At 45.3% G+C, this 23,949-nt stretch carries 23 protein-coding genes; 14 read left to right on the top strand and 9 right to left on the bottom strand.

Annotated features, from left to right (window positions below; translation table 11 throughout):
- Positions 1 to 66 precede the first annotated feature (66 nt).
- Complete coding sequence (locus E5260_RS02655) at positions 67 to 960, top strand: metal ABC transporter solute-binding protein (protein ID WP_003643364.1); 894 nt, start codon at positions 67 to 69, stop codon at positions 958 to 960.
- Here the strand turns inward: E5260_RS02655 and E5260_RS02660 are convergent.
- Positions 946 to 1,293 (bottom strand): ASCH domain-containing protein, encoded by a 348-nt coding sequence (locus E5260_RS02660; protein WP_003642275.1) that lies wholly within the window; start codon positions 1,291 to 1,293, stop codon positions 946 to 948. The genes E5260_RS02655 and E5260_RS02660 overlap by 15 nt on opposite strands.
- Before the next feature lie 148 nt (positions 1,294 to 1,441).
- On the opposite strand from E5260_RS02660, the gene E5260_RS02665 reads away from it, so the two are divergent.
- Entirely contained in the window at positions 1,442 to 2,044 is a 603-nt protein-coding gene (locus E5260_RS02665) for an SdpI family protein (protein ID WP_003642274.1), read from the top strand.
- Positions 2,045 to 2,209: 165 nt separating this feature from the next.
- Here E5260_RS02665 and E5260_RS02670 read toward each other — a convergent pair whose 3' ends face one another.
- From E5260_RS02670 to E5260_RS02680, 3 genes are all read right to left on the bottom strand, one after another.
- On the bottom strand, positions 2,210 to 2,872 hold the full coding sequence (locus tag E5260_RS02670; protein WP_024971354.1) for a LysM peptidoglycan-binding domain-containing protein: 663 nt from the start codon (positions 2,870 to 2,872) through the stop codon (positions 2,210 to 2,212).
- A 440-nt stretch (positions 2,873 to 3,312) separates the two neighbouring features.
- On the bottom strand, positions 3,313 to 3,876 hold the full coding sequence (locus E5260_RS02675) for a LysM peptidoglycan-binding domain-containing protein (protein WP_025015682.1): 564 nt from the start codon (positions 3,874 to 3,876) through the stop codon (positions 3,313 to 3,315).
- A 383-nt stretch (positions 3,877 to 4,259) separates the two neighbouring features.
- The gene (locus tag E5260_RS02680) at positions 4,260 to 4,703 is read right to left on the bottom strand and encodes a MerR family transcriptional regulator (protein ID WP_003642271.1); all 444 of its coding nucleotides are present in this window, start codon (positions 4,701 to 4,703) and stop codon (positions 4,260 to 4,262) included.
- A 105-nt stretch (positions 4,704 to 4,808) separates the two neighbouring features.
- Here E5260_RS02680 and E5260_RS02685 point away from each other — a divergent pair, with 105 nt between their 5' ends.
- The 5 genes from E5260_RS02685 (at position 4,809) to E5260_RS02705 (ending at position 10,128) form a co-directional block, all read left to right on the top strand.
- The gene (locus tag E5260_RS02685; RefSeq protein ID WP_024971355.1) at positions 4,809 to 5,828 is read left to right on the top strand and encodes an SDR family oxidoreductase; all 1,020 of its coding nucleotides are present in this window, start codon (positions 4,809 to 4,811) and stop codon (positions 5,826 to 5,828) included.
- A gap of 196 nt (positions 5,829 to 6,024) precedes the next feature.
- Positions 6,025 to 7,407, top strand: coding sequence for a glycoside hydrolase family 1 protein (locus E5260_RS02690; RefSeq protein ID WP_003642269.1), 1,383 nt, complete (start codon positions 6,025 to 6,027; stop codon positions 7,405 to 7,407).
- The gene (locus tag E5260_RS02695) at positions 7,407 to 8,879 is read left to right on the top strand and encodes a PTS sugar transporter subunit IIC (RefSeq protein ID WP_003642268.1); all 1,473 of its coding nucleotides are present in this window, start codon (positions 7,407 to 7,409) and stop codon (positions 8,877 to 8,879) included. The genes E5260_RS02690 and E5260_RS02695 overlap by 1 nt, the downstream gene beginning before the upstream one ends.
- 23 nt (positions 8,880 to 8,902) lie before the next feature.
- Entirely contained in the window at positions 8,903 to 9,229 is a 327-nt protein-coding gene (locus E5260_RS02700) for a PTS sugar transporter subunit IIB (RefSeq protein ID WP_003642267.1), read from the top strand.
- Between the two features lie 452 nt (positions 9,230 to 9,681).
- Positions 9,682 to 10,128: a PTS glucose transporter subunit IIA gene (locus tag E5260_RS02705; RefSeq protein WP_003642266.1), complete on the top strand. Its 447-nt coding sequence runs from the start codon at positions 9,682 to 9,684 to the stop codon at positions 10,126 to 10,128.
- A 202-nt stretch (positions 10,129 to 10,330) separates the two neighbouring features.
- Here E5260_RS02705 and E5260_RS02710 read toward each other — a convergent pair whose 3' ends face one another.
- Together E5260_RS02710 and E5260_RS02715 are read right to left on the bottom strand one after the other, a co-directional pair.
- Complete coding sequence (locus E5260_RS02710) at positions 10,331 to 11,152, bottom strand: helix-turn-helix domain-containing protein (RefSeq protein ID WP_003642264.1); 822 nt, start codon at positions 11,150 to 11,152, stop codon at positions 10,331 to 10,333.
- A 130-nt stretch (positions 11,153 to 11,282) separates the two neighbouring features.
- Positions 11,283 to 11,597, bottom strand: a complete 315-nt coding sequence (locus E5260_RS02715; protein ID WP_022638467.1) for a hypothetical protein — start codon at positions 11,595 to 11,597, stop codon at positions 11,283 to 11,285.
- Between the two features lie 187 nt (positions 11,598 to 11,784).
- Here E5260_RS02715 and E5260_RS02720 point away from each other — a divergent pair, with 187 nt between their 5' ends.
- The 7 genes from E5260_RS02720 (at position 11,785) to E5260_RS02750 (ending at position 21,441) form a co-directional block, all read left to right on the top strand.
- Positions 11,785 to 12,621, top strand: a complete 837-nt coding sequence (locus E5260_RS02720) for a metallophosphoesterase family protein (RefSeq protein ID WP_003642262.1) — start codon at positions 11,785 to 11,787, stop codon at positions 12,619 to 12,621.
- A 64-nt stretch (positions 12,622 to 12,685) separates the two neighbouring features.
- Positions 12,686 to 13,048, top strand: coding sequence for a hypothetical protein (locus tag E5260_RS02725; RefSeq protein WP_003643357.1), 363 nt, complete (start codon positions 12,686 to 12,688; stop codon positions 13,046 to 13,048).
- A 212-nt stretch (positions 13,049 to 13,260) separates the two neighbouring features.
- A complete protein-coding gene (locus E5260_RS02730) occupies positions 13,261 to 16,485 on the top strand; it encodes a LamG-like jellyroll fold domain-containing protein (RefSeq protein WP_003642260.1) in 3,225 nt (1,074 codons plus the stop codon).
- A 375-nt stretch (positions 16,486 to 16,860) separates the two neighbouring features.
- On the top strand, positions 16,861 to 18,861 hold the full coding sequence (locus E5260_RS02735; RefSeq protein ID WP_003642259.1) for an ABC transporter ATP-binding protein/permease: 2,001 nt from the start codon (positions 16,861 to 16,863) through the stop codon (positions 18,859 to 18,861).
- Positions 18,862 to 19,840: 979 nt separating this feature from the next.
- On the top strand, positions 19,841 to 20,407 hold the full coding sequence (locus E5260_RS02740; protein WP_003642258.1) for a cadmium resistance transporter: 567 nt from the start codon (positions 19,841 to 19,843) through the stop codon (positions 20,405 to 20,407).
- Positions 20,408 to 20,430: 23 nt separating this feature from the next.
- Positions 20,431 to 20,745 (top strand): ArsR/SmtB family transcription factor, encoded by a 315-nt coding sequence (locus E5260_RS02745; protein ID WP_024971360.1) that lies wholly within the window; start codon positions 20,431 to 20,433, stop codon positions 20,743 to 20,745.
- 15 nt (positions 20,746 to 20,760) lie between these two features.
- Positions 20,761 to 21,441, top strand: a complete 681-nt coding sequence (locus E5260_RS02750) for a TVP38/TMEM64 family protein (RefSeq protein WP_003642256.1) — start codon at positions 20,761 to 20,763, stop codon at positions 21,439 to 21,441.
- Positions 21,442 to 21,519: 78 nt separating this feature from the next.
- On the opposite strand, the gene E5260_RS02755 is transcribed toward E5260_RS02750, so the two are convergent.
- The 3 genes from E5260_RS02755 to E5260_RS02765 form a co-directional block, all read right to left on the bottom strand.
- Complete coding sequence (locus E5260_RS02755; RefSeq protein WP_003642255.1) at positions 21,520 to 21,792, bottom strand: hypothetical protein; 273 nt, start codon at positions 21,790 to 21,792, stop codon at positions 21,520 to 21,522.
- A gap of 122 nt (positions 21,793 to 21,914) precedes the next feature.
- The gene (locus tag E5260_RS02760; RefSeq protein ID WP_003642254.1) at positions 21,915 to 22,346 is read right to left on the bottom strand and encodes a universal stress protein; all 432 of its coding nucleotides are present in this window, start codon (positions 22,344 to 22,346) and stop codon (positions 21,915 to 21,917) included.
- On the bottom strand, positions 22,346 to 23,938 hold the full coding sequence (locus tag E5260_RS02765; protein ID WP_003642253.1) for an Nramp family divalent metal transporter: 1,593 nt from the start codon (positions 23,936 to 23,938) through the stop codon (positions 22,346 to 22,348). The genes E5260_RS02760 and E5260_RS02765 overlap by 1 nt, the downstream gene beginning before the upstream one ends.
- Between the last annotated feature and the right edge of the window lie 11 nt (positions 23,939 to 23,949).

Below are 23,949 nucleotides of genomic sequence, written 5' to 3' on the forward strand. Positions count from 1 at the left end.
CAAGAATGGAATTTATTGCTATTCTTTAAAACGTAATGATTACTATTTAAAAAGGGAGTGGCAATTGTGAAACGTTTGTGGCTATTACTAGGTGGACTTGTTATTGGTGGGGGCTTGTTAACGGGCTGTCAGTCTAAGTCAACGACTGCTGAATCGCATAAGGTCAACATTGTTGCGACGACGAATTTTTATGGTAGTGTGGCAAAAGCTGTCGGTGGCAAGCACGTCAGCGTGACGTCAATTATCAACAAACCGTCCGTTGATCCCCATGATTTTGAGCCAACACCAACCGTGGCTAAGACGGTTGGTCAGGCTGATCTCGTCATCGCTAATGGCATCGGCTATGATGGCTGGATGAACAAGGTCGTGCACTCGACGCAACGAGCCAAATTGATTCGGGTCGGCGAGGACGTGATGCATCGCAAGGAAGGGGCTAACGAGCATCTCTGGTATGACAGTGCAACGATGCCCGCCACCGCGAACTATCTCGCTAATCAGTTAGCTAAAAAGCAACCCCAGTATCGCACGTATTTTAAGGCCAACGCCCGCAAGTACATCGCCACGCTTAAACCGATTCAACAGGAACAGGCCAAGTTACGAGCGAAGGCTAACAAGTTAAAGAATCGGCAAGTGTTAGTCAGTGAGCCCGTCTTTGATTACGCATTGACCAGTTTAGGGTTTAAGGTTGCTAATCAAGACTTTGAAAATGCGATTGAGAAGGGCACTGACCCAGCACCGCAAGTTATCCACAAGATGCAGCAGGCATTAAAGAGTCGGCAAGTCGCCTTCTTTGTGAATAACAGCCAAGTTAGTGATAAATTAGTGACTAACATGGTGTCATTAGCCAAGAAGAATCAGGTGCCAGTGTTGAATGTGACTGAAACCATGCCAGCTAAGTTGACTTATCAACAGTGGATGTTGGCACAGTATCGCCAGCTCAACCAGTTATTGTCCGATTAAGGGACGGACCTGCAAGGCGACGACGCCCGATTGCGCAACTTGGACAGGGGAATACAACGTTAGCATTTCTTGAACCATCTGTGTTACCGGCGTTCCCGGGGCACTGCCGACTTGAACGGCAGTGTATTCGCTCAGTAAGGATTCAAAACTAGCGAAACGCGTGATGTCGATGAGCTGAGTGGTGAGCTGCTGGCCAGTCGTCAGATCGATGAAATTTACAATGTCACCGACTTGTAAGGCTTGGCGTTTTGCATCGTTTAAACGGATTTCAATTGTTTTGAGCCCCGATTTTATTAACAGCCATTGTGGATGAATCAATTGCATGGTGGTCATTGAACGTCCTCCTAATCAGTTTAGTCTTAATTATAGTGGATAACTAACGAAATAGGGGCCTAAATAATGGCAATGATGTGCCTGAACACCGGATATTAGTGGTAGGTAGCTGGCGCCTGTCTATAATTAGGTTAACAATACAAGGGGGATGGCACAATTGGCAAAACGAACAGCGATTCCAGTTAGATTACAAATCGTTGGCACGATGAGCGCGTTAATCATCATGTATGCGTGGGGCCGCTCACTAATCGGCCAGCCGTTGCAATTGGGCAATCAACAGTTTACTTGGTTAGGGTTGGTTTACTTGACCGGCGCTTTTCTATTCTTGTTAGTGGCCCCATGGCTGACCAATCGCTTAGCGTTGACGCCGTTTGACTTCATAGCGATGACGGATCATCTGGCAATGGGGTGGTTGGGGTATCTTATCCTAATTTTAGTCGTTCCGATATGGTTTCAGCCGGCCAATTCCGGGCTTACACTCGGCGTGCTTTCCAGTGTGGTTGGTGGAATTTGTATGGATGTTCCACAGAATGTGACCTGGGGTATCCGGGTACCCTGGACGTACAACTTGCCAGTGATCTGGAAGAAAGTCAACTGGCTGACCGGACTATTGTTATTAATCGCCAGTTACGGCATGGTTGGCATCGGCTGGGTATGGCCCACACTGTTCCCAATCTATCAAGTGAGTGCCATTGTGGGAATTATCGTGATTGCGTTGGGCTATGCGCACCATTTGGCCCACTTGACGTAAGTTGTGTTGGTGATTATTAACACGGCAAATTGATATACGCGGATCATAATTAGGGGTCGCGAGTGGCACAAGTCACGTTAATCGTGGTTAGTTGAAGCGTTGTTAACAATCGTTGAACGGCAAAAAAGGCTGGAAAATTCCAGCCTTTTTTAGTGTCTTTTTAATTTAATAGAGGGCCCAGGCTTGCATGCCTTGTGCGTGGTACAAGTTAACTGCGGCGTCGATTTGTTGTTGAACGGAACCACCACTAATATGGATGTTTTGGAATAAACCGTATGCACCGCTTGCGCCGTTAACGACGTGTGGCTGCCAGTTAGATTCACGATTAATGATGTGATTCCAAGTTCCGGCGTCAACACCAGTCCGTGCTTGCATTTGACCGAGCACGTAACTTTGTAGGTTATCACCCGAATAGCTTTCAGTTGCCGGGGTAGTTGCTGGTGCCGAAGCAACCGTCTCGTTAGTTTGTGCTGGTGTTGTTTGAGTCGTAGTTGCGGCCTGTGTTTCAGCTGGCTGGGTTGGTGTGGTGACCGGTGCCTGCTGAACTGGCGCTGAAACGAACGGTGCCGCTGGTGCTTGACTAGTAAGGTCCTGGGCGTTCACCCCTGGAATCCGTAATTGTTGGCCTGGTAAAATTAAATGGCCGTGAATGTTGTTGGCTGTTTCGATTGATTCGATCGTCGTCTTATATTCTTGTGAAATTGCCCAGACACAGTCACCCTTCTTAACGGTGTAAGTTGCGTCGGCGTGTGCAGAAACAGTTCCGGCCAATAGTAGGCCAACCGTTGCAGCGGATGTTGTTAAGATTGTGGTTAATAATTTTTTCAAGTTATACTCTCCCATTTTTTGTAAGCAATCAGCGTGTCGTACAATTGTTGATCAACAAAAATTAGTATAGCGGCGACTTATTACTCGCATGTGTCGCTAATTTTAAGAAGCGATTGCGAGATTCTGAGAAAATTATGGGGAGTAAATATTTTACTGAATAGTTGAAGACTATCGTGACGGGACGTATCGGTGACAATATATCGGCTACTAATATAAAAAATATGACAGAAATAGCAATATAATAATTACTGAAATTACCAATAGTTGAGCCAGTTAGCAAAAATAGCGGCAATTACAATGTTTAACGTGACATTCCCAATATTAAATAGTTAATACCGGTATTGTTCTTATAAGTTTAAAAGGATGTTGATTATAGAAAGTAATTTAACGCAACAAAAAAAGTCGGGAAGGATTCCCGACTTTGTCTTAATAGTTTTAGATTAAAGGGCCCAAGCAGCCATACCTTGTGCTTCATATAGGGCAACGGCAGCGTTAACTTGTTCTTCAACAGAACCACTGCTGATGTGCATGTTCTGGAATAACCCGTAGGCACCACTAGAACTGTTGCGGACGTATGGTTGCCAGTTGGATTCACGCGTAATGATCGTGTTCCAAGTCGAAGCTGAGACACCAGTCCGTGATTGCATCTGACTTAAAACGTAACTCTTCAAATTGCTACCGGTGTAGCTTGAAGTCGTGGAGTCAGTTGAACTCGTTGAAGTGGTCGTTGCGGTTGTGTTGCTAGTTGAACTAGAACTAGTCGTTGAAGCACTTGAACTCGTCTTAATAGATAGTTTTTGACCAGGTAAGATGTAGTGACCCTTGATGTTATTAGTCGTTTCAACATGATTAATAGTTGTGTTGAATTTTTGTGCGATGGCCCAAACGGAATCACCGCTCTTAACGGTGTAAGTTGAGTCGGCGTTAGCATTGAGGACACCGGCGAATAATAAACCAGCGGCTGCAGCTGAGGTAGTTACGATTGTACTTACAAGTTTTTTCAAATTAGACACTCCTATAAATTTTGTGATTATCGATTAAATAAGTTACTGACAAAAATCTTAACTGCGATGTCATTCGCAATCAACAGAACCCAGTCTAACGCCTCCGTGTTACTTGTTAGTGTCGCGAGTTTTAAGAACGCAATGCAAAGATTACAAGAATACGGACTTTTGTAATCTTCGTAACCGAACTGTGACTTTGAAAAAGGTTGGTTAAATCGTTTGATAGGGGACAGTGACAAGCTAAGTTAACCAAGTTGAGGTTTGCCTAAAATTAACATTATGACGTGAAATCACCCAAAATTCAGCCATAAAAAAAGCCGATTATTTTAGTATAATCGGCTTTTAGTGCTTGAAAATGGCCTCAAACACGGCTATTTAACAGTTTATTCCGTCACTGGAAATGGATCTGCTAAACCGAGGGCTTGTTTTTCAGACTTCGCTTGAGCAATTTCCTCTTGCACTAATTCACGCGCGTGCGGATCACTATATAGGTTTAATTTGTAATCCACTTCCTTCAGATTTTTCATAATTTGGGCTTGCTGAGCAAGAATAGCATTGCGGTGAGTCGTCAGCAGCTCTCGTCGTTGTGCAATCGATTGGGGACCTGCCATGACATAACTGATATATTGGCGAATAGCACTGATTGCCATACCGGTATTTTTGAGGCAAATAATCGTATGTAATAGATGAAGATCACCGTCTGTAAATGCTCGGTAGCCGGATTCATTGCGACTGACAAAGGGAAGTAAGCCTTGTTTATCATAAAAACGCAAGGTGTACGCACTTAGTCCGACCTTATCAGCGACTTCTTTAATCGTATAGGTCAAAAAGATTCCTCCTAACACTTGCCTTAGAGTGTTGTCTAAGGTTTATATTAGCTATATTAACAAGCCATGATGGAAAAAACAACCAATATTCCGGGGGAATTAAACATGAATAAATCATTAGTACTAGTCACTGGCGGTAATGGCTTCTTAGCCAGTCATATCATTAAACAATTATTAACAGCGGGCTATCCGGTTCGGGCAACGTTACGGTCGTTAGATAAAGCAGCTGGTGTGAAGCAGACGCTAGCGGGTACACCTAACTTAGATCGATTGACATTTGTTGCTCTGGATCTGACACAGGATCAGGGTTGGGCCGAAGCAATGCGTGACGTGACGTATGTGATGAGTGTTGCGGCACCAGTATTTGTTAATCAAGGTCAGGCTTCTGATGAGGTCACTAGTGCGGCCAAGGTCGGCACGATCCGTGTTCTAAAGGCAGCGACGGCGGCCGGTGTTAAGCGGGTCGTCATGACTGCCAACCTTGGTGCCGTTGGCTTCAGTCGTTTGGATCATGATCATCCCGTCACTGAAGTGGACTGGACCCGCGAAGACCAACCGGGGCTTTCGTTGTATGAAAAGTCGAAGTTGGTTGCTGAAGAGGCTGGCTGGGCGTATTGCAAGGCGCATGCTGATAGTCCAGAATTCACGACGGTTAATGCCGGTGCCATGCTTGGGCCATCGCTTAATGGGCACGTCACGGGTAGTTATAATCTAGTTAGTCGGATATTAACTGGGCAGATGATGCCAAACCTTAAAGTCAATGTCATCGACGTTCGCGATGTCGCTGACTTAGAGGTTCGGGCGATGACGGCGCCTGCAGCGGCCAATCAGCGTTTTCTAGCAGTGGCCGCCACACCAATCTCGATGTGGGACCTCAAAACATTGATTCAAGAACAACGGCCGCAGTTGGCTGCAGGCCTGACGAAACATTTGATTCCAGACTGGTTTGTGCGGGGGTTAGCCCCATTTAGTGGGCAATTACGCGAGTCTAGTTTGATGATCCGCATCAATCACGAGGTCAGTACCCAAAAAGCCCAGCAATTGTTAGGGTGGCAAGCGCGCTCAGCTGATACTGCGGTATTAGCCGCTGTCGATACACTGGTTAAGAATGGTTTGAATAAATAGGACGATCAAAACGGTCTAGCAGTAGTATTTACTGCCAGGCCGCTTTTTGTAGCTACTTTAGTGGCAACCGGACTTAGTTATTTTAACAAAAGTATATATTTTTAAAGTAAAAGTATTGATTTTGAAATAGAAATAGGATAGTATTATTTCACGAGGAAAGCGTTTTCCAAAATAAATGACACAGAGGAGGAGTTTGATGGATAAGGAGCGACAGATGCCCAAGGATTTTTTCTGGGGTAATTCAGTGTCAAGTATGCAAACTGAGGGTGCTTGGGATGAAGACGGTAAGGGCCGTTCAGTTTATGATGTTCGTCCTGCGACAGCAACCACTTCGGATTGGCATGATGCCATTGATGAATATCATCGTTACGAGGAAGATCTTGATTTGATGAAGGACTTACATTTGAATATGTATCGAATTCAGATTTCATGGTCACGAGTAGTTCCAGATGGTGATGGTGAGTTTAATGCCGCTGGGATTGCGTTTTATGATCGGCTGGTTGATGCGATGCTGGCACGGGGGATTACACCGATGATTTGCCTGTATCACTTTGATATGCCGTTAGCCTTAGCTGAAAATGAAAACGGGTTCATGTCGCGCCACACCGTTGATGCGTTCGTCCGTTTTGGTGAAAAGATGATTGCCCATTTTGCTGACCGGGTTAAATATTGGATCGTGTTCAATGAACATAATTTATACTTTACCGACGAAGTCTTCAACATTTCAGGGTACACCAAGGGTGATCAAAGTGTTAACGACTTATACCGGATTTTCCACCATACTATGTTAGCGCACGCGCGCCTAGATGACTTTGTTCATCAGAACTACGATGACGTGAAGATTGGTGGTATGTTAGCTTACACCCCGGTTTATCCAGAAACAGCTAAGCCAATTGATATTATGGCGGCTCGTAAGAGTGACGAATTTTTGAACAACAACTTGAATGACGCTTACGTGCACGGGCACTATTCACCAGAAGTCCTGCGTTACGTTGAACAACAGGGCATCGATTATGATTTGCAACCAGGTGATGAGGCAATCATCAGCAAAATGAAAGCGGATTTTTTAGCCTTTAGTTATTATCGTTCAACGGTTATCAACGGGGATAAAATACCCGCCGATGCCGTCCCGAACCGTTATCTCAATTATTCATTTGAAGCCAACCGCTTTTTACAAGCTAATGAATGGGGCTGGGCGATTGATCCACTCGGTTTCCGCAACTTGATTACCAAGTTGTATGACCAGTACGAAGTACCCGTGTTCCCGATTGAAAATGGGATTGGGTTACGCGAGCACTGGGATGGCCAGCATATGATCGAAGATGATGAGCGGATTACTTATCATGAAGAACATATCAAGGCGATGAAAGATGCCATGTTGATCGACGGCGCTAAGGTACTAGGTTATCTCGGCTGGGGCTTGATTGATATTCCAAGTTCACACGCAGATATCGAAAAACGTTACGGGGTTGTTTACGTTAACCGGAGTAATCATGATCTAAAAGACTTAAAGCGGGTTCCCAAGAAGTCATATTATTGGCTGCAAGGGATCCTAGCAAAAAATGGAGATGAATTGTAATGGAAAATAGTAGTAATGGTGCTGTTAGCAATTTCATTAACAACAAAGTTTTACCGCCAATAATGAAGTTCGTTAACACTAAACCAGTTAAAGCCTTACAAGACGGGATGGTCTACGCCTTACCATTTATTATCATTGGGTCCGTATTCTTGATCTTATCTAATATTCCAATTCCAGCTGTGGCTGCTGTTATTAAGGCCTCTGGTTGGGCAGCGTTCTTTAACCAGGCCTATACAGTAACGTTTGGGGTTCTCTCACTTTGGGCGGCCGTTGGGATTGCCTATGTGTATGTGCGTAACGAAGGGTATGAACCACTGCCCGCTGGGTTAACTTCCATGGCCGTATTCTTGCTTTTGCAAACGCTTAACATTGCCAATCCATTAGTAGCTGCGATGGGTAAAGCCGGTACTGGGATTACCAATGCTGCTGGGAATGTCGTGATGTCAGGTAGCGCCGTTTCACAGAATATCGATAAATTACCAAAGGTCCTACAAAATTTTGTGCAAGCACCCGTTACTGGGGTTGTTAATATTACCTGGCTAGGTGGTCAGGGGATGATTGCTGCCATTATTGTCGGTATCTTAGTTGGTTGGGCTTACTCCGCTATGATTCGTAAAGGTTGGAAGATTACCCTACCAGAACAAGTACCAGCCAGTGTTGCCAACCAATTTACTGCCATGATTCCTGCCGGGGTCATCTTGATTGTTGCAATGTTAATCTTTGCGGCCTTCAGTGCTTTCGGTAATACTGACATGTTGCAATTTATTTACAAGGTTCTTCAAACACCGCTTCAAGGATTATCCGATTCACTCGGTGGTGCGCTGGTTATTGCGTTCTTAGTGCCATTCTTCTGGTTCTTTGGGGTCCATGGTGGGTTGATCATGGGTGCCATTACTAGTGGGTTACTGATTCCGAACACGTTCGACAATGCTTCATTATATAAAGCAGGTAAGTTGACCGTTGCCCAAGGTGCCCACATTGTAACTAATGAATTCTACAATAACTTCATTAACTTAACTGGTTCTGGGATTACGATCGGACTTGTTATCTTTACGTTGTTTGCTGCTAAGTCCGTTCAATTTAAGACGATTGGTAAAGTTGAATTTGTGCCAGCATTATTCAACATTAACGAACCATTCTTGTTCGGGTTACCGATCGTGATGAACCCATTCTTGGCAATTCCATTCTTCTTGACACCGGTTATCGTGGCCTTATCCACTTATCTGGTCATCTACTTCGGCATTGTGCCACCATTGAATGGTTTCGCGGCACCGTGGACGACCCCAGCAATCATTTCTGGCTTCCTGATTGGTGGCTGGAAGATGGCTATCTGGCAAACAATTACGTTGGTCATGTCAACTGCAATTTACTTTCCATTCGCTAAGAAGTACGATGCTATCTTAACGAAGGAAGAAGGCGAAAAGGCCGCTGCGGAAGCTGCTGCTGGTAACGCTGAAATTGAAAAGATGTAATTATAGAAAGGAATTAAATAATTATGGCTGAAAAAATTATTATGTTGGCATGTTCTGCGGGAATGTCAACCTCACTATTAGTGTCTAAGATGGAAGCTGCGGCAAAGCAAGATGGTGTTGATTACAAGATCTTTGCCACCTCAGCGGCTGATATTGACCATCAACTGAGTCAAGATCCGCATCCCGATGTCTTGTTATTAGGACCACAAGTTCGCTACATGGCGAATGACGTGAAGAAGAAGACTGATAAGGCTGGGATTCCAATGGATATCATCAATATGTCCGACTATGGCATGATGAATGGTGAAAATGTCTTACAAGCAGCTGAAAAGTTACTCGGCGACAGATAATTAGGATTTAACCGGGAAAGTCAATGCAATCGTGAATCACCAACGTGTGCGGTGGTTGCTTTAACATGATTGGGACTTGTCCGAGTGATAATCAAACACTAACCAAATCCTAGATTGTTTTGGTGGTGGGCATCTCAGGATGTTATATATGTTACGATTCCTCACTGGCTAATTGCTGGTGGGGAATTTTTTTGGTGGTGGCTGTGGCCGCGATACGGTACTGCGAGGGTGTGCAGGCGAGTAAGCGAGAGAAGCATGTAGTGTGGACGTTACTTTGGCAGTGCTTAATTTTAAAGGACGGCTGCTGATTCAAAATGGCTATTAATCAAACAAATTAAATAAAACCCTTGACCTGAAACCCGTTCGAGCAGTTAGGATAAAGGTAATCAAAGAACGGTAGCTGGCCAGCGCCATTATGGAAATCTATTCATCAAATTCGGGAGGGTTTTATCATGGGACTATTTTCATTTGGTAAAAAAGTTAAATTATATGCACCAGTCGATGGCACACTGATAGATTTAGCCACAGTCGCTGCGGGTCAGACGGGGTTTGCGGTGACACCAGAACGCCACCATATCTTCAGTCCAGTAACGGGAACCGTCAGTGCCCTGATTCCGGAACAAAATGCGATCGAGCTGGCAGCTGGAAAGCTGACGGTACGGTTACGAATGGGTGTTAATACCAGCGCAACTCCGGCAACTTATGTTCATGAAGGCGACCAAGTGACACCAGAAACACCACTCGCTTTTGTGGATCAAGAGCAGGCTGCTGAAAATGGGGAGGATATGACGGTGTTGGTGGTTGTGGATAAAGGTGGGCAACCCGCTGAAAAAATCAGTTTATCCACAAGTGGACAAGTGAGCCACGACCAAGAAGTTGCCACGGTTGTTGCTAAGTAGGACGGATGAGGGGACTAATCGTGTGTAATTGTTTGCGATGAGCTGAGTCAGTATGAATTTCATCGCGTCACCATAGTTGATTGATGCAAGGTCAACTAGCAATTGCAATGCAGTTGTTAAATACGAAAACACACTTCAAAGCTGCTACGTTTGAAGTGTGTTTTCGTGTTCAGTTGATTTTTGATTGGCGGTTGCAAGTAACTCAATCTGCCGCAGAATGAGCCTGCCCTTGTCCACAAGCCATCAGTTCAGCTTGGTAGGCATCATTGATGCGATTGAGTGCTTGGTGAAATTCTGTGATAACTTTGTTCATTTGGCGCTGATACTTTTCATCCAACGAATAACCGTTTTGAACTTGAGTTTTAGGCCCCGTTGTTTGATTCAAGTACGCCTTTAAGTCATCGTCTGGCTGTAACTTTTCGTATAAATCGACATTGTCTAGTAAGCGGACGATCCGGTTGTATTTACCCGTAAAGGTCCGCCGAATAATCTGTATTCGGTGACGAAAGACATAGCAACCGGCCTGAATGACGGCTTGAGGTTCTGGGTAGGTTGTCGTTTGTTGGTAGTGTTGGACGATTTCAGGAACAATCTGCCGAATCGCATTATTGATAGTCGGTGTAATCAAGGTCGCCGCGATTTTAGTTGGGTCGGATACGCCCTGTTCAGTCTGTGAGGCCGAACTGAACAAGTCACTAGAAAGAATGTTCGGATTGGTCGTAGTTAGGTCCACATATTCCCATAGTAGGACATTGAATTCTGAATGATTGAGACCACCATTTTGAAAGACAGCGGTGACATATTCAGTCAAACTACCGTATAAAAGGTAATTAGTGGATACGTCAAAGTAGGCAGCTACTTTAGCGAGTCGGTCCGCGTTAGCTAGCGTACGTCCCTTTTCCCAGTCATTAATTGTGCTTTTTCCAGCCAAGCCAATCGCAGATGCAAGTTTGGCCATACTTAAACCAGCGGCAATTCGAAGTTGGTGAATACGATTACCAACTTGTTGTTTATCAATCTGCAATTTGATTTCCCCCCTGATTGGTTCTTAGTATATTCTAACATAGGGAGGGAAGCGCTCGCATTGTTAACACTGAATATATTAGCACTTTCGACGATTGGTGTGGTAACGACAGATAAGTAGTATCAAGTGCTTAGTGATACTTATGAATAATTGTCATAAAAGCGGTGCTATTATTTACCGGCCAGCCGTCTAGTTGGATTTCATAAGGTTGTGCCGTACCGGGATAAATATGACCGGGAATCGCAACCTTTTGCCGGTGGTCGTGAATGATCAGGAAAAACATCGCAGGTCGACAAAGGATGGTCACGTGTGCGGCCAGGCAGTCGCTAAGCGTGGCTGCTAAATGCTGGCGAATGGTCGTTAGTCCCGCAGTCCCTTCATTAATAACGATCGACCAATCGAATGCCAAGTCTGAATAGGCGGCTAATGGTGTTAATTGTTGCATGTTGAATGCCTCCTCCAAGGTATTAATTAGACTAAATATTACTATTAGCATACATGCAAATAGTTGTGATGACGACCATCTGCGCTTGTTATGGCCAATTAATAAGCTGGCTTAACAGAGATCATGCGACAAGTGTAAATTGCCAGCGTATACTAGAAGTATTATGTGCAAAAGGAAGTGTCGAGAAATGCAACACCGGATTGCTGTGCTGGCAGATATTCATGGAAACTTGACGGCGCTTAATGCTGTGTTGGCGGATGCGCGTCAGCAAGCCGCGACGGATTATTGGTTCCTCGGTGATCTATTCTTACCCGGCCCGGGTGCCGAAAAGCTCTACCAGACCTTAGCGGACACTGCGCCGTCAGTATGGTTGCAAGGTAATTGGGAACAGGGGATTAATGCGGTCATGACTGGAAACGGGCGACTGGATGATCCTTCACAGATTTATTTTGCACGATTGACCGCGTATCTGGTGACCCATCTGAGCAAATCGCATTACGCTGAATTAGTGCAACGGCCCATTGCGACAACGATGGTCGTGAACGGGTTAACTTTTCAACTGGCCCATAATCAGCCGGAACGCTCGACTGGTCACGACCTGTATCCGGATGAACGCCAGTCTAATTTTGATCACCTAGCTGGTGATGCGGATGTGGCCGTTTACGGCCATACCCACCAACAAATTATGCGGGTGAGTCAGCGGGGCCAGCTCATTATTAATCCCGGGGCGACAGGCCAACCTTATAGTCCATACGCTAAGTTCATGGCTGATCAGCGTGCTCACTATGCAATCTTAACGGTGGATGACGCGGGTCGAATCAGTGTGGATTTTCGAAAAGTTGATTATGATATTAGCCTTGAGTTGACCGTTGCGCGTGAACAACAATTACCATATTTAGACTTATATGAACATCTTCGCCGGACTGGTTTTACGAGTACCCATGACCAAGCCTTATTGGGCAAACTGAACGCTAAGTTTAATTACGCTAATGAGGTACGACGATTTTTTGGCATGCAAGCGTGATAGTTATTGGTAAGTTAGTGAGTTAACTCTTATAATGATTGAACAGGATACGAGGAGGGTTTTCATGAACTTTGCACCATCAGAATGGTTTGGCTTTAACAAGCGAGCTAGACATGATATGACGTTTACTAAGACTATCAATGGCGAGACCAGTACCAAGCAAGTGTACGGGCACTTTAACGTGTGGGCCCTGTTGTTCACGTGGTTTTATGCGCTGTTCAGTGTGCGGTGTCGAACCCCGTTTTTCTTACTGAAAACGGCGGTGCCATTCTTAGGCATGCTGTCGTTAAATATGGTGACGCAGCTGTTTTTTAGTGACCAAGTTGTCATGAGTATCGGGTTACTAGGCGATATTTGGTATGGTTTTATGTTTGAGACGTGGTTTAGAAATCAGCTGGTTGCAAATGGCTATCAACAAACGGCTTAGTGCGACAGGAATAGATTAGCTTATCAGGCTTCCCAGCAAGACGTGGGGAGCTTTTTTGATTGGGGTCGTTGACAAGTTTCTGGCTGGTAAAGTATCGCAACATAAATAATATCGTTTCTTTACAAACATCTGACTAAACACTTTACATTCCTTAACTATTCTTAAAAGTGCAGTTTGTTTTACGATAAAAAAGATGGAGTGATAATTTTATAATGATAAAGCCGCGTGTTTTAACGACCTTATTAGTTTGTTCAGCAATCTTAACAACGACGGTGACCCCGGCCGTCGCTGCAGTAACCCCGATGGCGACTCCGAGTGAGCAAGTTGCCGAACCAGTTGCCAGCCCGGCCGTTCCAACAGCAACCTTGAGTTTGGCAGTTCAAAATCAACAATTGGTTGATTTAATTGGGCAGACGCAGTGGCAAACCTATGGGCAGCCTGCCGTGACGAAGGACCCTGAATTTAACGACCAAGTGTTGAACTTAGATGGCAAATCAGCGTTTTACACGACCTTCACGGATCAGCAGTTTGCAAAGTTACAGAATGGGATGGCGATCGAGGCGTACTTTAAATATGATCCAGCCGCCGATGCCAATGGTGAACATGAGATCTTTTCTAGCCAACAGGGTGGTGGGTTAGGACTTGGGGTGCAAAACAATCAAGTCGTTTTCTTCGCCCATGATGGTTCCGGCTATAAGACTCCTAAAGGCACCTTACATAAGGGGCAGTGGGTGCATGCGGTTGGTGTGATCGATAAGAATAAGACGGCTAGCTTGTATTTGGATGGCCAGTTAGTCCAACAAGTGGCTATGCCCGGTGATTTAAAGCTGGCACAAGGAACCAAAGACTTTGTGCTGGGTGGTGACGCGGTTCCTGGAAGTCACGTTCAGTCAATGATGACCGGCCAAATTAGACAGGCCCGCTTGTATGATCAGACATTGACGTCGCAACAAGTAAGTCAATTGAACGTTGAAGCACAGGTCGGCAAGCAGCCGGTCGCACCCGTACCAGTCGACCAAACGATTGCGACGAAGCTCGTTGGCCCGAAGCGAATCGCGAGTGGGCACACTTATGGCCTTAATGTACATGCCCGGCAAATCAAAGCTACCGGTGCCGCCCCAATCACCATGGATGTTGTGTATGACGCGGCTAAGTTTGATTATGTCGGTGCAGAACGTCTCTTACAAGGGGGAAAGACGCAGATCCAACTGATTGCGCCTGGCCGTATTCGCCTGACTACGACGGCGAACCTTTCAAAAGCTGAATTTAAAATGTATGCGCAAACGCGGTTAGCGCACCTTAATTTGAAAGCTAAGGCCGCTGGTGAGACGCAGATCAAGTTTGAGCAGCTAACTAAAGATACAACCATTGAACTAGGGCCAGCTCAAACTGTTGAAATTCAAGGTAAGTACGCGCTAGATTACAACGGTGACGGGATTATTGGTGTTGGTGACGTGGCCCTGGCAAACGCAGCCGATAAAGTGGCAGCCGCCAAAGCAGCTGAAATCAAGCCTTATAAACACGTGGTCGTTTTAACGACTGATGGTGGTGGGAACCCCTGGGATCCGAAGGGAATGTACTATGCACAAGGTGCGGAGCAAGGAACTAAGACTCCCGTATGGACAACCAACCCAGAAATCATGAAGAAACGTCGGAATACGTATACGATGGACTTATTCAATAAGCAGTTTGCAATGAGTACGTCAGCGCGGGCCGTTTCACCAGCGATTTCGGCACAAAACTACATTTCCATGTTACATGGTCGGCCATGGGACACGCTACCTAAGGAATATCAAGGGACTAACGCGACCATGGGACAAGAATACTTTGCAGACTTTAACAAACCACAAGCAATGTTCCCATCAGTATTTAAGATGTTACAAGCCGATAATCCAACTCGGGGCGCTGCGGCTTTCTCAGAATGGGGACCAATCGTCAATAGCATCATTGAACCAGATGCCGCGGTGACTACTAAACAGTCAGCTTCGCTGAAATCCTTTGATGATGTGGCTAACTATATCGGCACGCCAGAATTTCAAAGTACTGGGTTAGTCTACATGCAAAGTGATTATATGGACGGTCAGGGACACGGTCACGGCTGGTACAATGACAATTACTGGGATAAGTACGCGCAATATGATGCGCTGTTCAAGCGAGTAATGGATAAGCTTGAAGCAACCGGTCACATTCATGATACGTTAGTCATTGCCAACGCTGATCATGGCGGTTCTGGCAAGAATCATGGTGGTTGGGATGAATATAACCGCAGTATTTTCATGGCGCTCGGTGGCGAAACGGTCGATAATGGCCGCCGTTTGCATGGTGGAAGCAATGCTGATATCAGTGCGCTCATCCTGAATGCTTTGCAAGTCCCACAGACACCACAGATGTTTGACAGTCAGGTCTTTGACTCATTGGCTTTTCTTAAGCAGACTGACCTATCGAAGAAGAAACGTTCAGTTGAAACGTTAAAGCTCAGTCGCAATGATCAGGAAGCAAAAGTTCAATTGACTCATAACCAAAACCGGCAACTGACGGCATTTGATCTGCAATTGGACTTAGCAGGTCGGGAAGTCGCTGACGTTAAGGTTCCAACCGGCGTGCAGATTTTACGGCAGACGGTCGCTAATGGTCAATTAAGATTAACAGTCAGTGCCAGCCAACCCGTGACTGACCTGGTGACGATTGAACTGGTACCAAGTAAGACGCGTGCGGCTAAGACCATCATGTTAAGTCAAGCAATGGCTGCCACTGCCGACGGTACAGAAGTGCTTGTGGATTTGGATAATGATAATCCGCTGACAAGTACGGCTAAACCCGACGAAAACGGCAGCACGACGACTAAACCAGATGGCAATGGTACTGCGGTCAAGCCGGATGAAAATGGCAGCACGACAACTAAACCAGATGGCAATGGTACTGCCGTTAAACCGGATGAAAATGGTAGCACGACAACTAAACCAGATGGCAATGGTACTGCTGTTAAACCGGATGAAAATGGTAGCGCGACAACTAAACCAGATGGTAACGGTACTGCCGTTAAGCCGGACAAAAATGGTAGTAGCACAACTAAACCGAATGGCAACGGGACTGCTGTCAAACCCGACAAGCATGAAACTAGCACCACGGGGAGCGGGACAGTTAATACATCAGGTGCAGACAAAACGAGCACCAACGACAATGGCACTTCAATGACGGCCGGTACAGCTAGTTCGCATGCAAGTACAGTCACGGATCGGGTGACGAGTGGCACGGTACTGCCTGAAACTAGCTCGAGTGCAACTACTAATCATGGCAGTCATTCGACAGGTCATCATGGTAGCGGCTGGTTACCACAGACAGGTGAAGCGGTGCAACGCTGGCTAGCAGTCGCCGGCGGTGTGTTCCTCATGCTGACTGGTGCAATCGCGGTTTGGTGGCGGAAGCGACGCGCCTAGGTAAATATAACTTGTCACGATAATTTTGGAAGTAAGCACGGATGAGGCAGTTTCTGGGAACGGTGTGTTTCTCGAAACTGCCTTTTGTGCACGCTGATCGACGGTGGTGATGTCGGTTGAAGTACCAGAGCGAACCAGGTTGTAATGTCACTCCTTAATAATTAATTTCAAATTATTTAGCCTAATAGTTAGTTTTTGTTGTTATAGTCTAACTAAAGTGCTATGATAAGATTCAATAAAAATAAGGTATAAGATTTTTTCCACAGTTGTTTTTTTGGTAAACTTAATGACTAATAGTCACAGTTAAAGCCCTTGATATAAATAAAGGGGAGTTGGCACACGATATTGACGTACAGTAAGGTAGGGTGAGCGAGGATGAGCTACTTAGAATTAAAAGATATTCACAAGGCCTATTATTTAGGCAAGGAAGCTTTCCCAGTCTTGAATGGGATTAATCTAACTTTTGAACGAGGTGAATTCGTCGCGATTTTAGGGGAATCTGGCGGTGGTAAGTCAACGTTGATGAATATCATTGGTGGCTTGGATCGGCAATTTCAGGGACAAGTGTTATTGCAAGGAACCGCGTTAGATCATCACCAAGAGAAACAGATGGATCAGTATCGGCGTGAAACAGTCGGTTATATTTATCAATCATATAATTTGATCAACCATCTGTCCGTGTTAGACAATGTCCTGATCTCGTTAGATATGACCAAGTTAAATCGGTCAGAACGTGAGCAACGAGCTAAGCAACTGTTAACTCAGGTGGGGTTAGCGGATCAAATTAAAAAGTACCCGAACCAATTATCTGGTGGCCAGAAGCAGCGAGTTGCGATTGCCCGGGCTTTAGCGAGTGATCCGCAGATTATTATCGCGGATGAACCGACTGGCGCATTGGATTCTGAAAATACCACGGAAGTTTTGAAAATTTTGGATCAGATTGCGGCGGAAGGTCGGCTTGTAATTTGTGTGACACATTCGCAGGATGTTGCGAATGCGGGTACTCGAATCGTGCGCTTAGCTGATGGTAAAATCACGGATGACGAGCGGGTGAAACCCGCTTATCCGGTCGATGAAAATCGCCAACAGATTGCGGCACGTAAGTTACCGTGGTATGTGCCACTGAACACGGCGTTTAAACATCTACGCTATACTTGGACTTGGAACTTGATTATTATCATTGGGACAGCGATTGGTTTATTCGCAGTGATGTTGTTTAACGGGTTAGGTAATGGCCTCAAGGGGTATATTAATCAGGAAATCAATGATATGGTCAATCCCCGTGTCGTGACAGTGAGTCGGTATCAAAAATCGAGTCAAAGTCAGCGAGGCGGCAGCCAAGAAGGCAACCAGCAGGCAGCTGCCATGGGAGCGAGTGTGACGACGACCAATCAGCCAACGTTCAGTACGGCCCAACTGAGTAAACTGAAAAAAGTTGCGCATGTTCAGACCGTTCAGCCAATTTTGAGTGCAAGCAACGCGACAATTACAGTTGGTAATAAAGACTACACCGCTTCATCGTTAACAACGTGGACGGCTTCTAACCGGAAGTCGATTATTAAAGCTGGTCACGTGGCTGGTAAGAATGAAATCGTCGTCGATAAGAGTAGTGTGGCGAAGAAATGGTCATCTAAGAATTGGAAGCAATTGGTCGGTAAGAAAGTGACTGTGGCTTTTCAGACAACGAATAAGAGTGGTAAAAGTGTCACGGTTAAACGGCAATTAACGGTTGCTGGGATCACGGACAGCACGACTGGAAGTGGTGTGAACGCCGTGACCTACGCCACTATGAAAAATATGCGGTCAGCAAAGAATTTAAGTACGCAGCCAACTTCAGTTGCGGTGAAAGTTGATTCGCGGGAGCATAATGATGCTGTAACCAAGCAGATTAATAAGCTAAAGATTGATGGCAAACGGGTTTACCGTGCCACCAGTATTGCCAGCATGCTTGATACGGTCAATACGTATGTTAACTTAGCAACCACGATTTTGGCGGCAATCGCTGGAATTTCCCTACTAGTCTCAGCGTTAATGATCATTGTGACCATGTTCATGTCGGTCAGTGCCCGGAAGAAAGAAATCGGAATCTTACGTGCGCTGGGTGAAAGTCGCCGTGATATTCGGCGATTGTTCACGAGTGAATCATTGATCATTGGGGTCATCAGTGCACTACTAGCTACTGGAATTGCTTATGGTATTGGAGCTGCCTTGAATAAGGTCCTCTACCAAATCGCCAGCTACAATATGATTGAGATTCAGGTAAGTAATATTATCTCGACCTTTATCATTGCCCTGGTGATTGCTTTATTAGCAGCCATCTTACCAGCTTGGCGCGCCGCTCGGTTGAATCCAATCGATGCCCTCGCCGCTGATTAAGTAATTGTGAGTCATTAACTAAAATAGTCTGTTAGTAAAACGGTAATGAAGCCAGAACGGGTTTCATTACCGTTTTTTGTGCGTGGGGCCTTTGATGCTAATTTGCTTTACATATGTCGAAATTGACATATAATGAAGACAACTAAATAGAACACACATTGCGCGAGCCAATTTGTCATGAATCGTGATTAAAACGTGCCAAGTTTAGATTGTTGTTCGGCAGCCGGTGCGCGTCCTAATCCGACCTCCAGGACTGGGTGACAATTGCTGGAACGCAGCCGACGTCGATTTGAGCTAACGCATAACCCGCGTCATCTCAAATACGAGTCTTATTCTAAGCCGGAAGCAACCCACTTCCAGCTAAGAATAATTTGGCTACTGAGCATTGTCACCAGCCCCTCCAGTCGGAAAGCCGCTCGAATGGCTGATGAACGGCCACTGAACTCGGTACAATTTGTCGTTGGCTATTTTGATACTGAACCCTTTCAGTTAAATATCAGAGTGCCTTCTCCACTTTTTCGAAATATTCAATTATTACTACGGTAATTTAGAAATAGTGAGTTATCACAAGACTTTTTCAATCTGACAGTTGATTGAGAAAACTGTCAGATTGAAAAACAACGACAAATTCAGCAAAAGTTGAGTACATCCCTATCAGCCATTCGAACGCTATCCCGACTGGAAGGTGTTTCTGACAATGCCCAGTGGTGAAATTTCACTTAGCAAGCGTCCTGTGCTTGGTTAGTGAAAGGCCAGTATTTGAGACGTGGTTTTTCGGCTCAAATCTGTGCCCACCACGTTCCGGCAATTGGCAGAAATGCCTGGAGGTCGGTGTAGGACGAATTAACTAAACAAGTTTACGCTGAGTCGAACTTTCCCAGCGGTCCATAGCTGGCTGCTTTTGAACTTAAAAACTTGGCACGTTTTAATCACAGTTGATGCTAAATACTAGCACAACGCGTAAAGAAAAGTGGGTGAAATGATGCATTATGGGGTTTTAGCGTTAACGTTTTTGAGTGTCAATTTGGATTTTTTCTTGATGTTAGTTTTTTTATTGAAGAAGTATCGGTTGTGGCAGGTCTTGTTGGGCTATTTGTTGGGCAATCTTATTCTACTAACGGCAAGCTTCTTTGTGGGTAAAGCACTGACCTTATTTTTGCCAGAATGGTTATTAGGATTCTTGGGTGTGCTGCCGATTTGGCTTGCGTTTCACGACGACGATGATGATACTGCCGATCGGGCTGGTGGGTCGCCGGTGATTAACGTACTAGTCACTTATTTGGCCGTATGTGCTGGTTGTAATTTATCGATCTTTTTACCTGTGCTCGTTGGGGAAAGCATGGTACACTTTGTGATGACTTTAGGATTTATTGGTATATTGACGATTCTTGTCGTGCTTATCATTAACCAGGTGGCGGAAATCAAGGCTGTTCAAAAGCAAATAGCGGCTCATGGTGAACGGTTGATGAAAATTTGTTACGTGGTGATTGGCTTATATGTTTTCTGGGATAGTGGGCTAATTAGCCATTTAATCGCATTCCTATGATTGGTGAGAACGGAGGAACTGGCATGGAGGTCAGCGGGCCACTATTAACTGAGGCGGCTAAAATATACAAAGTACTGAGTAATGTTAATCGGATTAAAATCCTAATTTTTTTAGAACACCATGAAGCGGACGTCACGCAAATCGTTGAACATGTTCATTTGGCGCAGCCATTAGTCTCGCATCAGTTAGCAATTTTGTTTCAGTATCAGTTGGTATCTAAAACGAAGCGGGGGAAGCATGTCTACTATTGTCTAGACGATCCCCATATTTTGGAAATGGTTGATGCCATGATTGGACATGTGGCTCATGAAATTAAACATGAACTGCATCGTGATTAATGACGGGAGGAAGTTGTGAAGGTTAAGATAACGAAACGACAGCTTATCAGTGGGGCAGTACTGCTAGCATTACTATTAATTGGACTGTTGATCTATCGCTATCATGGTACTTGGGAGATCATTCAGCATCGGGTATTTGATCAATCAGCACTGGTGGCCCAAGTTCGACGGCACCGCGCGATTGATATTTTATTAGTAGTTCCCTTATTGATTTGCTTTTCAATTATTCCAGGTGCCCCCGTGGCGACGATCAGTGTCGTTGCTGGCATCTGTTTCGGCAAAGGGCTTGGGGCAGTGTTAAATATTATTGGCATTACGCTGGGCAACTTGATTGCACAACGCTTTTTCGGACGGGTAACGGCTCGACGTGATCAACAGCCGTCAAAACTCGTGACGGCCATTGGTAAGATGCGGCACCCCTTATTAGGAATCGTGATTGGGTATACGATACCGTTTATTCCAACGTCATTAGTTAGTTTAGCGGCCATTGAAACGGCGGTGACACCCCGGCAGCTAGCCGCAGCAACGCTACTGGGCAGCATGCCCACGGCGATTATCTATGCTTGGGGTGGCGATGAACTGATTAAAGCGCACTTCAAGAATGCGTTGATGTTGGTTGGACTCTTGGTGCTCTTATTGGGATTGTTGTGGTTGATCCACCATGATCGTCAACGAGCAGTTGATTTGGATCATTAATAATTGAAATTATAAGCCGCGGGCACGCCTTCTTAATCATTGACTAAGAGGGTGTGCCCGCCGCTTTGCCCGTAGCCGTTATGATGCAACTGGCTGGGTATGCTTGAATTGATTGATTTGAGTTGTGGTTAGTGTAACTGTCTTATATGGTAAGAAATGTTCAGACAGTTCTGAGCCTGGATCGGCCTGAAAGATCTCGACCGTGTCGTCAGCTAAGTCTAGCTGATAGACACGCCGCGCATGCGGGCTGTCAACATAAATAGCGGTAGCGGTGAAGGGCCGCCAGGTAAAATTAGTCGCCGGTAATAAGTGCCATTGTTCTAATGCGTCGTAGGTTTCGTTTGGTGTCATAATCGAATCCCCCTTCAGTGACTATTATAGTATGTTTAGGCTAATAGTCAAATAATGTTTGACGAACCTAAAACCCCCGTTTCCACATTGAAAACGGGGGTTTTGAGGTTATTTTAATTGATTTAACGAATAACTAAAACTGAAATCGGTGCGTATTTTGCCATATAAGCAGCTTGGCTACCAAAGTGTTTGGCAATCCCCTTTTTGGCTAGGGAGCCAATAATGAGTAAGTCCGGTTGAACGTGGGGGATGACTTCCTTAACGATGGTCTCGCCAGGTTCGCCTTCCGCAATCATTGCGTGGACTTTGGTGACACCAGCAGCTTGGGCTTGCTTTTGATATTTCAAAATATGCTGTTCAAGTTCTTGGCGTTCACCATGAATGTAGTCTTTACTGAGCGCTTGATAGACGTTCATTTCATCATTTTCAAGAATCGAGATAATGACCAGTTCGGCACCATCTTGCTTCGCTTGATGGATTGCATAGTCAAAAGCAAGTAAAGCATCGGCAGAATCATCAACACCAACGAGAATCCGGTTGAATTTAGTCGCCATTATTTGTTGGCCTCCTTTGCTGCTGCAGCAAGTTGCTGTTCAACGTAACGTTTGTTACCGCGTTGTAGGTCGAAGACGGTCCAGACAAGTAGGGCTAAGATAGCGGCAATCAAAAGGTAGGCTAGAATTTTAGAAAAAGTCTGTTCGCCAGCTGAAGGATTATCGCCAAAGAAGCCTAAGATTGAATCTGGTAGACCGAGTAAGTTTAAGAAAGTCAAACCGATGACGGATAACCAACCTAAACCTTTGATCCAAAGTGAGTTTTTGAATCGTTTGCCCATTTCTGCCGCGCTGTCAGTCATCATTAATAGTGGCAACATGGAGAATGGAAGGGCGAAAGCCAGAAAGACTTGTGAGTTATTCATCAGATTATTCAATGCAGTATGCTCGTCGATTGCACTCTTACCACTAGTTAATAGCACGCAAATGAGGACGGGAATAACGGAGATCAACCGGGTCACTAACCGCCGTAACCAGAGTGGCATCCGCATGTGGACGAACCCTTCCATGATGACTTGCCCAGTTAACGTACCGGTAATTGTGGAGTTTTGCCCAGAAGCCAGTAACGCGATGGCGAAGAGGGCTGAGAGCGCCCCAGATTTAGCAACACTGATTAAAATACCATTGCTTAACATTGATGTATTGGATAATGCTTCATAAAGACCGAAGAATGAAGGATCTTTAACAGCGCCACTCTTAAAGACGGCAACGCCCATAATCAATAATAGTGAATTAACCACGAAAGCGAATGAAAGTTGGATATTGGAATCCCAAGCAGCGAATTTAACGGTCCGCGCGACATCTTCCTCATCGTTGTGGTCAATCTTCCGCGTTTGTGAGATGGCTGAATGTAAGTACAAATTGTGTGGCATGACGGTGGCACCGATAATCCCTAAAGCACCAGAAAGTGGCGTCATACCGTTTACTGAACGACTTGTCGAGAAAGTGTCAGCGGTTGGGACTAGGCCCTTGATCACACCGCCCCAATCAGGGTTGGACAGTGCGACTTGATAAACGAATACGAATAAGATAACTAAAATCAAACAAACCACGATGGCTTCGATTTTCCGAAAACCGATTTTGGTCAATAATAGCAAAACTAAAACGTCAAGCACGGTAATAAACACCGCAATGACTAACGGAATGTTGAATAATAAATAGAGGGCAATCGCAGCACCGATAACTTCGGCAATGTCGGTCGCCATGATGGCTAATTCGGTTAAAATCCACAAGACGATTCCGAGTGATTTACTCGTCCGCGCCCGAATCGCTTGGGCCAGATCCATCTGACTCACGATACCAAGTTTAGCCGCCATGTATTGTAGTAGCATCGCAATCAAACTTGATATCAAGATGACAGACATTAGCATGTATTGGTAGTTTTGACCACCGGTGATGGAAGTTGACCAGTTACCGGGATCCATGTAACCTACCGCAACTAAGGCACCAGGACCTGAATACGCAAAGAGGGTTTTCCAGAAGTTCAGATTCTTGGGAACCTCGATGGTACCGTTAATTTCCTCTAGTGAGGGGCCGTTAGCATATTCAATCAATTTATGCTTCCGGTTTGGGGTGTTCGTCTTTTCGCTCAATTAAAAGACCA

The sequence above is a fragment of the Lactiplantibacillus plantarum genome, from assembly GCF_014131735.1.
Lineage (GTDB): Bacteria > Bacillota > Bacilli > Lactobacillales > Lactobacillaceae > Lactiplantibacillus > Lactiplantibacillus plantarum.

Excerpts from the sequence above, each read along its gene's own strand:
- E5260_RS02660 (WP_003642275.1), bottom strand. The coding sequence starts at position 1,293 with ATGACCACCATGCAATTGATTCATCCACAATGGCTGTTAATAAAATCG.
- E5260_RS02665 (WP_003642274.1), top strand. The coding sequence starts at position 1,442 with ATGGCACAATTGGCAAAACGAACAGCGATTCCAGTTAGATTACAAATC.
- E5260_RS02685 (WP_024971355.1), top strand. The coding sequence starts at position 4,809 with ATGAATAAATCATTAGTACTAGTCACTGGCGGTAATGGCTTCTTAGCC.
- E5260_RS02690 (WP_003642269.1), top strand. The coding sequence starts at position 6,025 with ATGGATAAGGAGCGACAGATGCCCAAGGATTTTTTCTGGGGTAATTCA.
- E5260_RS02695 (WP_003642268.1), top strand. The coding sequence starts at position 7,407 with ATGGAAAATAGTAGTAATGGTGCTGTTAGCAATTTCATTAACAACAAA.
- E5260_RS02700 (WP_003642267.1), top strand. The coding sequence starts at position 8,903 with ATGGCTGAAAAAATTATTATGTTGGCATGTTCTGCGGGAATGTCAACC.
- E5260_RS02705 (WP_003642266.1), top strand. The coding sequence starts at position 9,682 with ATGGGACTATTTTCATTTGGTAAAAAAGTTAAATTATATGCACCAGTC.
- E5260_RS02715 (WP_022638467.1), bottom strand. The coding sequence starts at position 11,597 with ATGCAACAATTAACACCATTAGCCGCCTATTCAGACTTGGCATTCGAT.
- E5260_RS02720 (WP_003642262.1), top strand. The coding sequence starts at position 11,785 with ATGCAACACCGGATTGCTGTGCTGGCAGATATTCATGGAAACTTGACG.
- E5260_RS02725 (WP_003643357.1), top strand. The coding sequence starts at position 12,686 with ATGAACTTTGCACCATCAGAATGGTTTGGCTTTAACAAGCGAGCTAGA.
- E5260_RS02730 (WP_003642260.1), top strand. The coding sequence starts at position 13,261 with ATGATAAAGCCGCGTGTTTTAACGACCTTATTAGTTTGTTCAGCAATC.
- E5260_RS02735 (WP_003642259.1), top strand. The coding sequence starts at position 16,861 with ATGAGCTACTTAGAATTAAAAGATATTCACAAGGCCTATTATTTAGGC.
- E5260_RS02740 (WP_003642258.1), top strand. The coding sequence starts at position 19,841 with ATGATGCATTATGGGGTTTTAGCGTTAACGTTTTTGAGTGTCAATTTG.
- E5260_RS02745 (WP_024971360.1), top strand. The coding sequence starts at position 20,431 with ATGGAGGTCAGCGGGCCACTATTAACTGAGGCGGCTAAAATATACAAA.
- E5260_RS02755 (WP_003642255.1), bottom strand. The coding sequence starts at position 21,792 with ATGACACCAAACGAAACCTACGACGCATTAGAACAATGGCACTTATTA.
- E5260_RS02760 (WP_003642254.1), bottom strand. The coding sequence starts at position 22,346 with ATGGCGACTAAATTCAACCGGATTCTCGTTGGTGTTGATGATTCTGCC.